Genomic DNA, 11,082 nt, shown 5'->3' with positions numbered 1-11,082 from the left:
TCACGCTCCTGTGCTCGGACCGGCGGCCCGGCCGATGTCGACGATGTGCGCCACCGCGACGGCCGGGTCCAGCCGGACGAAGTTGCTCTGCCCCCAGCGCCACGTCTGACCGGTCACCTCGTCGTGGGCGGCGAACCGGTCCTCCTCGCCGCGCCCGAGGGCGGCGAGGTCCAGGCGCAGGGTGCCCTGCTGAGGGCTGTGGGGGTCGAGGTTGACCACGCAGACGACCGTGTCACCGGTGCCCGGGTCGGTCTTGGAGTAGGCGATCAACGCCTCGTTGTCGACCTCGTGGAAACGGAGGTCGCGCAGTTGCCGGAGGGCGGGGTGCGCGCGGCGGACCTGGTTGAGCCTGGCCAGCCACGGCTCCAGCGAGCGGCCCTCGGCCAGCGCGGCCGCGTAGTCGCGGTGGCGCAGCTCGTACTTCTCCGAGTTGGCGTGCTCCTCGCCGCCCGGTTCGCGCGGCTCGTGCTCGTGCAGCTCGAACCCGGAGTACACGCCCCACGTCGGGGACAGGGTGGCGGCCAGCGCGGCGCGCAGCGCGGACATCGCGGGCAGCCCGCGTTGCAGGCTCAGCGGCAGGATGTCCGGTGTGGTGACGAACAGGTTGGGCCTGGTCTCGTGCGCGTGGGCGACGAGGTCGAGCCCGAACTCCGTCAGCTCCCGCTTGGTGTCGCGCCAGGTGAAGTAGGTGTAGCTCTGGTCGAAGCCCAGCCGGGCCAACCCGTGCAGCCTCGCCGGTCGGGTGAACGCCTCCGACAGGAACACCACGTCCGGGTCGGTGCGCTTGACCTCGCGCAGCAGCCAGTGCCAGAAGTCCGGCGGCTTGGTGTGCGGGTTGTCGACCCGGAAGATCCGCACGCCCAGGGCGATCCAGTGGCGCACCACCCGCAGCACCTCGTGGCGCAACCCCTCCGGGTCGTTGTCGAAGTCGAGCGGGTAGATGTCCTGGTACTTCTTCGGCGGGTTCTCCGCGTAGGCGATGGTGCCGTCGGGCCGGGTGGTGAACCACTCCGGGTGCTCCCGCACCCAAGGGTGGTCCGGAGCGCACTGGAGCGCCAGATCCAGCGCGACCTCCAGCCGCAGCTCGCGCGCCCGCTCGACGAAGCTCTTGAAGTCCGCGAGGGAGCCCAGCTGCGGGTGCACGGCGTCGTGACCGCCCTCGGCCGAGCCGATCGCCCACGGGGAGCCGACGTCGCCGGGCAGCGCGGTCAGCGAGTTGTCGCGGCCCTTGCGGTGCACTGTGCCGATCGGGTGGATCGGCGGCAGGTACACCACGTCGAAGCCCATCGCCGCGATGCGGTCCAGCGCGGCGGCGGCCGTGGCGAACGTGCCGTGCACCGGCCTGCCCTCGGCGTCCAGCCCGCCGGTGGAGCGCGGGAAGAACTCGTACCAGGAGCCGAACAGGGCGCGCGTGCGGTCGACCCACAGGTGGTACGTGGTCCCCCTGGTCAGCAGCTCGCGGATCGGGTTGTCGCGCATCACCCGGGCGACCGGTTCGCCGAGCGCCGCGGCGGCGCGGAGGGCGGCGGGCCGGGTGTGGTCGGCCAGCGCGTCCGCCGCCTCCAGCAGCGCCCGGCGGTCGGCCGCGGCGCGTCGGCCCCGGGCGGCACGGCGCAGCAGGTCGACGCCCTCGGCGAAGTCGTTGGCCAGCTCCGTGCCGTCCTGACCCGCCGCGAGCTTGGCCCGCACCGCGTTCTCCCAGGTGGTCCACGGCGCGGACCAGGCGTCGACCCGGAACGTCCACTGCCCGGGCCGGTCGGGGACGATGGTCGCGGCCCACCGGTCGGCGCCCGCGTCCACCAGTTCCAGGTGGGACAGCCGGGCCCGGCGGTCACCGGGTCCCCGCCAGACGACGGTCGCCCCCGCGGCGTCGTGCCCCTCTCGCCAGATGGTGGCCGTCACGGGTACGTGTTCCCCCGCCACGGCCTTCGCGGGATACCTCCCGCACGTGACAACCGGTGCCACGTCTTCGATGTAGATTCGGCCGGACATCGCAGCCGTCCTTTCGCCAGGATCGAAACCACGATGCCGCAGGATGCGTCGGATTCACCTCGACGCAGCTATGTCGCGTTAGGTCGAGGATCACCTCACGGAGTACCCGATAGCGGCACCGGACTTGCCGAAGTCAGTCCGGCAGTGGTTGGCCGCCTTGTCCGGAGGCCGCCGGCTTGGTGAAGTTGCGGCAGGCACTCGAATGCCGACCACGCTCTGTTCGACAGGCTGGAGAAACGATGTCGAAGAAAATCCTGATCGTTCTGTCGGAATTCGGCTACTGGGGCGAGGAGTTGCTCGGCCCGGTGGTCAGCTTCGACGAGAAGGGGTACCAGTCGGTGTTCGCGACGCCGACCGGCGCGCGGGCCCGGGCACTGCCGCCGAGCCTGGACCCCGGCTACATCGACCCGCCCCTGGGCCGGTCGGTGACCACGCCGGAGGTGGCGGTCGCGGCCAAGGAGCTCGACGAGTCGAGCCGGCTCGACAACCCGATCAGCCTGGCGGAGTGGATCCCGGAGCGCCCGTACAACGCGGAGCCGGACTTCCTGCGCAAGATCGAGGCGTACCACCGCGAGCTGGCCCACCTCGACGACGACATCAAGCAGTACGACGCGCTGGTGATCGTCGGCGGCAGCGGCCCGATCGTGGACCTCGCCAACAACGGCAGGCTGCACGAGTTGATCCTCGCGTTCTACCGCGCCGACAAGCCCATCGTCGGTGAGTGCTACGGCGTCGCGCCGCTGGCCTTCGCCCGCGACTGGGAGGACCGCGAGAGCATCATCTGGGGCAAGCACGTCACCGGTCACTGCAAGGAGTACGACTACAAGGACGGCACCGGGTTCATCGGCGTCGACTTCAACATGGGCCCGCCGCCGTACCCGCTGGAGTACATCCTGCGCGACGCCACCGGTCCCGACGGCCGCTACCACGGCAACGTCGGCAAGGAGGTGTCGGTGATCGTCGACTACCCGTTCATCACCGCCCGGTCGACCCCCGACTCGTTCCTCGCCGGGGAGAAGCTGGTCGAGGTCCTCGAAAACGGGCTCCGTCGATTCGGCTGGTAGTCGGGCTAATCGGATAAATCCGGAAGGGAAATCGGTGATGACCGCAGCACGGCCGGGTAAGGTCGCCATCTTCGAGCAGTTCGCGGCGGATGGCATCACGCGGATGTTCGGTAATCCGGGCACTGTCGAAGAAGGTTTCCTGGACGTGCTCGAAGGAGTACCGGGCTTCGAGTACGTGCTCGCTCTGCAAGAGACGGTGGCCGTGGGCATCGCCGACGGCTACGCCAGGACGCTCGCCGCCCCCGCCCTGGTCCAGTTGCACACCGGGGTGGGCCTGGGCAACGGCATCGGCATGCTGTACCAGGCCATGCGCGGTCACTCGCCGCTGGTGGTGATCGCCGGCGAGGCCGGCGTCGCCTATGAGGCGATGGACTCGCAGATGGCGGCCGACCTGGTGGCGATGGCGCGCCCGGTCACCAAGTGGGCCACCCGGGTCACCCACCCCGGCTCGCTGCTGCGCACCCTGCGGCGGGCGGTGAAGACGGCGATGACCGTGCCGCGCGGTCCCGTCTTCGTCGCCCTGCCCATGGACGTGCTCGACGCGGTCACCACCGAACCCGCCGTGCCCAGCACCATCCCGAGCCAGGCGGTCGTCCCGGTCCCCGCGGACCTGGACCGGGCGGCCGCCGCCCTCGCCGGCGCGAAGGCGCCGGTGGTGCTGCTGGGTGACGGCGTGTCGATCTCCGGCGCGCAGGCCGAGCTGACCCGCGTCGCGGAGCTGCTCGACGCCCCGGTGTGGGGTGTCGACTCCTCCGAGGTGAACATGGACAACGCCCACCCGCTGTGGCGGGGACAGGCGGGCCACATGTTCGGCGAGAACAGCGCCCGCCTGGTGGCGGACGCGGACGTGGTGCTGATCGTCGGCACCTACGTCTTCCCCGAGGTGTTCCCGCTGCTGGACAGCCCGTTCCGGGCCGACGCCACGCTCGTCCACGTCGACCTGGACACCTACGAGGTGGCCAAGAACTTCCCGGTGGACATCGCGCTGGCCGCCGACCCCAAGCCCACCCTCAAGGCCCTCGCCGACCGCCTGATGACCACCGGTCGCGCCGCGCCGGCGTGGTCGGGGGAGTGGCGGCGGCCCACGCCCGCCGCGGACGCGCCGCTGATGGAGGTGTTCGCCTCGGAGCTGGCCGCCCAGGCGGGTGAGGACCTCGTCGTGTGGGACGAGGCGTTGACCGCCTCGCCCGCCATGACGAAGTACCTGCCGCCGCGCCGCGCCGGGAACTACTTCGCCACCCGCGGCGGGTCGCTGGGCATCGGCATCCCCGGCGCCATCGGGTCCAAGATGGCCCGCCCGGACGCCGAGGTCGTCGGGTTCACCGGTGACGGCGGCAGCATGTACACCATCCAGGCGCTGTGGACCGCGGCCCGGCTGGGCGTGTCGGCCAAGTTCGTCATCTGCAACAACCACCGCTACCAGCTGCTCGACCTCAACATCGAGCAGTACTGGCGGACCAGCGGGATCGCGCCGCACGAGTACCCCGACCCGTTCGACCTGTCCCGGCCCGAGATCGGCTTCGTGGAGCTGGCACACAGCCTGGGCGTGCCCGGCGTCCGGGTCACCGAGCCCGGCCAGGTCCCGGACGCGGTGCGGCGCATGCTGGCCCACGACGGGCCCTTCCTGGTGGACCTGGTGACCACGTGAACGACCTGCCGCTGCGCGAGGACGGCCGGCTGGCCGGCCGCACCATCGCGATCCTGATGGAGACCGACTACTTCGAACCGGAGATCCTGTACTACGAGCGCAGGTTCGCCGAGGAGGGCGCCCGGGTCGAGTTCCTGACCCGGCTGTGGGGCCAGGAATCGCTGACCTTCACCGGTCATGAGTACCGCATCCCGCGCACCGTCGACGGTGACCTGGAAGCTGTGGACGACGAGCGGCTGCGCGAGTTCGACGCGCTGATCGTGCCCTCCGGCATGGTCTCCGACCGGCTGCGCTACAGCGAGGACGTGGCCGGGCAGGCCCCGGCCGTGCGGCTGCTGCGCCGGGCGTTCGAGTCGCCCGACGTGCTCAAGGGGATCATCTGCCACGGCATGTGGCTCGTCGCCCCCATCGCCGAGGTGGTCCGGGGCCGCCGGGTCACCTGCCACAACAACCTGATCAGCGACGTGCGCAACATGGGCGCCGTCTACACCGACCAGCACGTGGTGGTCGACGGTGACCTGGTGACGGGCCGCAGCGGCGACACCTGCCACCTGTTCGCCCGCACGCTGATCGACCTCGTCGCGGCACGCGCTCCGCGCAGCAGGCGCCGCTTGTTCCGGGGGGCGGGTCATGGCCGCTGACGTGCCGTCCTCCGACCTGGTCGCGGGGTACGTGACGGCGTTCGACGCCGAGCGCGGCCTGCTCGACCTGCGCACCAGCGACGACCGGCCGGTGCGCGCCGTGGTCGACGAGAACACCTACGCCGAGTTCGTCCGCAACCTCGGCGAGCCGCCGGTGGGTGCCACGCATCGGCTGACCGAGCTCCTGGTCCCGGGGCGGCACCTGTTCGTCTACGGCCTGCGCTACCCCGACTCGGGGTTCGACGCGAAGCGCCTCGTGCTGCTGGGCGAAGGGCCCGACCAGTACCGCTTCGAGGAACCCGGGTGGTGGCCGCGCCAGCTCACCGAGCTGGCGCGGTTCTACCGCCGGGCGCAGTTCGGCACGGCCGACCCGGTGGACTACACCGACTACCGGACCGTGCTGCGGCTCGGCGGTGACAAGGCCGACGACTACCGGCAGGAGACCGACACCATCTCCCGGCTGGTCTACGGGATGGCGACCGCGTACATGCTCAGCGGCGACGAGGACTTCCTCGGCGTGGCGGAGCGGGGCACCGAGTACCTGCGCGAGCACATGCGGTTCGTCGACCGCGACGAGGACGTCGTGTACTGGTACCACGGCATCGACGTGCGCGACGGCGTCGAGTCCAAGTCGTTCACCTCGGAGTTCAGCGACGACTACCAGGCGATCCCGGCCTACGAGCAGATCTACGCGCTGGTCGGCCCGACGCAGACCTACCGCGTCACCGGCGACCCGCGCATCGCCGGCGACATCGACGGGACGCTGCGGATGTTCGAGCGGTTCTTCCGCGACCCGGTGCGCGGCGGCTACTACTCGCACGTCGACCCGATCCTGCTCAGCCCGCACCACGACTCGCTGGGGCCGAACCAATCGCGCAAGAACTGGAACTCCATCGGCGACCACGCGCCCGCGTACCTGATCAACCTCTACCTGGCCACCGGCGAGGAGCGGCACGCGAGGATGCTGGAGGAGACCTTCGACCTCATCGTCGAGCACTTCGCGGACCCGGCGTCGCCGTTCGTGCAGGAGCGGTTCCACGGCGACTGGTCACCGGACCGCACCTACGGGTGGCAGCAGGACCGCGCGGTGGTCGGCCACAACATGAAGATCGCCTGGAACCTGACCAGGATGAACGCGATCAGGCCCAAGCGGTCCTACACCGAGCTGGCGGACCGGCTCGCCCGGACCATGCCGGACGTGGGCAGCGACCGGCGGCGCGGCGGCTGGTACGACGTGGTGCAGCGGATGTCGTCGGGTGACCCCGCGCGGCACCGGCTGGTGTGGCACGACCGCAAGGCGTGGTGGCAGCAGGAGCAGGCGATCCTGGCCTACCTGATCCTCGCCGGCACCACCGGCGACGCGGAGTTCCGGCGGCACGGCCGGGAGGCGGCGGCCTTCTACAACGCCTTCTTCCTGGACCACGACGAGGGCGGCGTCTACTTCAACGTCCTGGCCGACGGACACCCCTACCTGCTGGGCACCGAGCGGCTCAAGGGAAGCCACTCGATGAGCATGTACCACGCGGCCGAGCTGGCGTACCTGGCCACGGTGTACGAGAACCTCCTGCTCGCCGACGAGCCGCTGACGCTGTGGTTCCGGCCCCGGCCCGACGGGTTCGCCGACCGGGTGCTGCGGGTGGCCCCGGACGCGCTGCCGCCGGGTCGGGTGCGCCTGGAGTGGGTGGAGGTGGACGGGCGACCGTACTCCGACTTCGACGCCGCGGCGATGACGGTGCGGCTGCCGGACTCCGAGTCCGACGTGACCGTGCGCGCCCACCTGGCACCCGTGGAGGACCCGTGACCGCGACTCGGGTCGACGACGTGCGGTGGATCGCGGGATTCCGAGTGCGCGCCGGGCGGCTCCTGCCGTTCGGCGCCACCCCGGTCGAGGGCGGCGTGAACTTCGCGGTGTCGTCCACCCACGCCACCGGCGTCACCCTCGTCCTCTACCGGAGGGGGGAACGGGAACCCCTGGCGGAGCTGCCGTTCCCCCCGGAGTTCCGGGTCGGTGCGGTCTACGCCATGACGGTGCACGGCATCGACCCCGACGCCGTCGAGTACGGCTACCGAGTGGACGGCCCGCACCAGCCCGAGCACGGGCACCGGTTCGACCCGGGCGTGGTCCTGGTCGACCCGTACGCCAAGGCGCTGTCGGGCCGCGAGGTCTGGGGTGAGGGGCGCGAGGGTTACACCTCGACCACCTGGCGTGCCCGGGTGGTCCGCGACGACTTCGACTGGCACGGCGACCTGGCACCGCGACTGCCGGTCGAGGACCTGGTGATCTACGAGGCGCACGTGCGCGGGTTCACCAGGCACCCCTCGTCCGGGGTGGCGAGGCCCGGCACCTTCGCCGGTTTGATCGAGAAGATCCCCTACCTGCGCGAGCTGGGCGTCAACTGCGTCGAGCTGCTGCCGGTGTTCGAGTTCGACGAGCTGGAGAACTCCCGGTTCGACGACGTCTCGGGGGAGTGGCGCTACAACTACTGGGGCTACAGCACGGTCGGCTTCTTCGCCCCCAAGGCGTCCTACGGTTCGCCCGCGGAGTTCAAGGAACTCGTGCGGCAGTTGCACCTGGCGGGCATCGAGGTCGTCCTCGACGTGGTGTTCAACCACACCGCCGAGGGCAACGAGCTGGGGCCGACGATCTCCTTCCGGGGCTTGGACAACCGCACGTTCTACCTGCTGGACCCGCAGGGCCGGTACCGCAACTTCAGCGGCACCGGGAACACGCTCAACTGCAACGACCCGGTGGTGCGGGGGTTCGTGCTGGACTGCCTGCGCTACTGGGTGGAGCAGTACCACGTCGACGGCTTCCGCTTCGACCTGGCCGCCATCCTGGTCCGCGGGCGGGACGGCGTGCCGCTGGTCGACCCGCCGCTGGTGGAGGCGCTGGCGGCGGATCCGGTGCTGCGCGACTGCAAGCTGATCGCCGAGGCGTGGGATGCCGCCGGGCTCTACCAGGTCGGCAGCTTCCCCGGCTACCGCCGGTTCTCCGAGTGGAACGGGCGCTACCGCGACGCGCTGCGCCGGTTCCTCAAGGGCGATCCGGGCGTGGCCGGTGAGATGGCGACCCGGTTCGTCGGCTCGCCGGACCTGTACGGCGACCGCGTGCCGGCCGCGTCGGTGAACTTCGTGACCGCACACGACGGGTTCACCCTGGCCGACCTGGTGTCCTACAACGACAAGCACAACGAGGCCAACGGCGAGGACGGCCGCGACGGCGAGTCCGCCAACCACTCGTGGAACTGCGGGCACGAGGGCGACACCGACGACGCGGGCGTGCTGGAGCTGCGGCGCAGGCAGCGGCGCAACGCGCTGCTCCTGCTGCTGACCAGCCAGGGCGTCCCGATGCTGCTCGCGGGCGACGAGTTCGGTCGCACGCAGGGGGGCAACAACAACGCCTACTGCCACGACGGTCCCGTGTCGTGGGTGGACTGGGAGCTGCTGGAGCGCAACCGCGGCGACTTCGAGTTCGCGCGCCGCGCCATCGCCTTCCGCCGCGCGCACCCGGCGCTGCGGCAACCCGCGCACCTGGCCGAGCGGACCGGCGTCACCTGGCACGGCACGAGCGCCGGGCAACCGGACTGGTCGCCGGACCGCAGGATGTTCGCGGCCACCCTCAGTTTCGGCGACGACCACGTGTACGTCGCCGCGAACGCGCACTGGGAGGGCGTGGAGCTCGAACTGCCCGAACCGCCCGGTGACGCGTCCTGGCACCTGTTCGCCGACACGTCGGCGGACGTGAACGAACCCGGCCGCGAACCGCGGCTCGACCGGGAGCGGATCCGGGTCGAGCCCAGGTCGGTGGTCGTGCTCACGGCCCGAGGCCGAGGAGATGAGGAACGATGAGTTTCCGCCCGAAGATCCACATCAAGGATGGCACCGCGACGATCCGGATCAGCGGCGAGCTGCACGCGAAGTCCGCCGGCCGGCTCAGCCAGCTGATCGCCGAGTGCGCGGAGCAACGGCCGCACCGGCTGGTGCTGCTGCTGGACGAGTTGACCTACCTGTCGTCGGCCGGGCTGCGCAGCCTGCTGCTCGCGCACCAGCAATTGGGCCGGGAGGTCGAGATCGTGCTGGTGGGCGCCCGACCGGAGGTCGCCAACGCGATCCGGCTCACCGGGCTCGACCAGAGCGTGGTCATGCAGGAGCCCGTGGGGCGCTGACCGGCCGGTTCCGGCCCGCACGCGTACCGACACCCGTGATGAAGGAGAAGTGATGACCGACAAGCCGTACGCCGTGGTGGGGATCGCCCACGCCAAGCCCGATGAGGCCGAGGAGCTCAAGGCGATCCTGCTGTCCATCTCCGCGCGGGCGCGCGGGGAGGAGGGGTGCCTGGAGTTCCGAGTCGGCCAGGACCGCGAGGACCCGGCTGTCCTGGTGTTCTTCGAGGCGTGGCGGTCGCAGGTGGACGTCGACCGCCACCTCGCGCAGCCGTACATGGCCTCGTTCATGGAGCACCGGATGCGCTACCTCGAGCGGGACGTGGAGGTCCGGATGCTCAGCGTGGAAAGCCCGTATCCAGGCGTCTGAGGGCGGTGTGCGAGCGCCTTGACTCGGTAGGGAACGAACCCTACCGTCACTGTGCAGGACCTTGGGGGTGTCGCTCCGTAATGGGGCGGCTAGTGGCAGAGGGGCTCGCATGGACGTCGGGACACGCACGTTGAGGTACTTCGTCGCCGTGGCCGAGGAGTTGAGCTTCACCAGGGCCGCGGAACGGCTGTTCGTCTCCCAGCCCGCGATCAGCCGCGCGATCCGCCACCTGGAGAACGAGCTGCGCGAACCCCTGTTCACCCGCGAACCGGAGGTCGGGTTGACCCCGGCTGGCCGGTCGATGCTGGACAGCGCGCGCAAGCTGATCGCGGACTGGGAGACGATGCACACCGCGGCCCGCGCCGCCGGGTCGCGGGCGACGACGGTGCTGCGGCTCGGTTTCGTCGCCACGGGCGCGGGCAGGCTCGGCACCAGGGCCAGGGCCGTGTTCTCCGAGCGTTGCCCCGGTGCGACGGTCGAGGCCAAGCGGCTCGACTGGGGTGGCGAGGCCGCGGCCCTGCGCAAGGGGGAGGTGGACGTCGCGTTCATCTGGCAGCCCGCCGATCTGACCGGTCTGAGCACGAGGACGGTGGCCACGCAACGGCGCATGGTCGGCGTGGCCGCCACGCACCGGTTGGCGAACCGGCGCAGCGTGGTGCTGGCCGACCTGCGGGGCGAGCCGATCCCGCGGGCCCGGCGCGCGTCCGAGGAGTGGGTGGACTGGTGGGGCGTGTTCCCCCGGCCGGACGGCTCCGAACCGGTGTGGGGCCCGGCCAACGACAACGTCGAGGAACTGCTCGAGCAGGTGGCCGCGGATCAGGGCGTGTGCATCGTGCCCAGTTCGATCGCCGAGTTCTACGCGCGCCCCGACGTGGTCTGGCGACCGCTGCTGGACGCCGAGCCGACGAGCGTCGCGGTCGGGTGGCAGACGGCCACGGCCAACGCGGCGGTGCTGGAGTTCGTCGCCGTCGTGGCGGAGCTGGCGGGGGTGTCCCCGGTCGCCGACTCGCCCGAGCCCGGGATCACCCGGATCGGTCCGCGGGCGAGCGCCGAAAGCCTGGCCGGCTGATCCCGTCGCGGGGGGGGGGGCGCGGCGGGGGGGGGGGGGGCCCCCCCCCCGCCCCCCCGCGGGGGGGGGGGGGGGGCGGCGCCGGGGGGGGGGGGGGGGGGGGCGGCGGGGGGGGGGCCGGGGGGGGCGGGGGGG

9 protein-coding genes are annotated in these 11,082 nt (G+C 71.4%); 8 read left to right on the top strand and 1 reads right to left on the bottom strand.

The features are described 5' to 3' along the window. The gene (locus tag ACIQMJ_RS34295; protein ID WP_499765147.1) at window positions 1-1,992 is read right to left on the bottom strand and encodes a maltotransferase domain-containing protein; all 1,992 of its coding nucleotides are present in this window, start codon (window positions 1,990-1,992) and stop codon (window positions 1-3) included. Window positions 1,993-2,231: 239 nt separating this feature from the next. On the opposite strand from ACIQMJ_RS34295, the gene ACIQMJ_RS34290 reads away from it, so the two are divergent. The 8 genes from ACIQMJ_RS34290 (at window position 2,232) to ACIQMJ_RS34255 (ending at window position 10,947) form a co-directional block, all read left to right on the top strand. Beyond that, the gene (locus tag ACIQMJ_RS34290) at window positions 2,232-3,056 is read left to right on the top strand and encodes a type 1 glutamine amidotransferase domain-containing protein (protein WP_499765146.1); all 825 of its coding nucleotides are present in this window, start codon (window positions 2,232-2,234) and stop codon (window positions 3,054-3,056) included. Window positions 3,057-3,093: 37 nt separating this feature from the next. Continuing rightward, a complete protein-coding gene (locus ACIQMJ_RS34285; RefSeq protein ID WP_499765145.1) occupies window positions 3,094-4,704 on the top strand; it encodes a thiamine pyrophosphate-binding protein in 1,611 nt (536 codons plus the stop codon). After that, window positions 4,701-5,345, top strand: a complete 645-nt coding sequence (locus ACIQMJ_RS34280; protein WP_499765144.1) for a DJ-1/PfpI family protein — start codon at window positions 4,701-4,703, stop codon at window positions 5,343-5,345. Before ACIQMJ_RS34285 ends, ACIQMJ_RS34280 begins: the two co-directional genes overlap by 4 nt. Further along, the gene (locus ACIQMJ_RS34275; RefSeq protein WP_499765143.1) at window positions 5,335-7,146 is read left to right on the top strand and encodes an AGE family epimerase/isomerase; all 1,812 of its coding nucleotides are present in this window, start codon (window positions 5,335-5,337) and stop codon (window positions 7,144-7,146) included. The genes ACIQMJ_RS34280 and ACIQMJ_RS34275 overlap by 11 nt, the downstream gene beginning before the upstream one ends. Further along, window positions 7,143-9,194 (top strand): glycogen debranching protein GlgX, encoded by a 2,052-nt coding sequence (gene glgX / locus ACIQMJ_RS34270; protein ID WP_499765142.1) that lies wholly within the window; start codon window positions 7,143-7,145, stop codon window positions 9,192-9,194. Before ACIQMJ_RS34275 ends, glgX begins: the two co-directional genes overlap by 4 nt. Continuing rightward, window positions 9,191-9,511 (top strand): STAS domain-containing protein, encoded by a 321-nt coding sequence (locus ACIQMJ_RS34265; protein ID WP_499765141.1) that lies wholly within the window; start codon window positions 9,191-9,193, stop codon window positions 9,509-9,511. The genes glgX and ACIQMJ_RS34265 overlap by 4 nt, the downstream gene beginning before the upstream one ends. Before the next feature lie 52 nt (window positions 9,512-9,563). Next, entirely contained in the window at window positions 9,564-9,878 is a 315-nt protein-coding gene (locus ACIQMJ_RS34260; protein ID WP_499765140.1) for a putative quinol monooxygenase, read from the top strand. A 109-nt stretch (window positions 9,879-9,987) separates the two neighbouring features. Continuing rightward, the gene (locus ACIQMJ_RS34255) at window positions 9,988-10,947 is read left to right on the top strand and encodes a LysR family transcriptional regulator (RefSeq protein ID WP_499765139.1); all 960 of its coding nucleotides are present in this window, start codon (window positions 9,988-9,990) and stop codon (window positions 10,945-10,947) included. Window positions 10,948-11,082: the final 135 nt, after the last annotated feature.

The organism is Actinosynnema sp. NPDC091369, assembly GCF_044757065.1.
Taxonomy (GTDB): domain Bacteria; phylum Actinomycetota; class Actinomycetes; order Mycobacteriales; family Pseudonocardiaceae; genus Actinosynnema.
The sequence above is the reverse complement of the archived record's forward strand: the minus strand, read 5'-3'. Positions and strand labels throughout refer to the sequence as shown.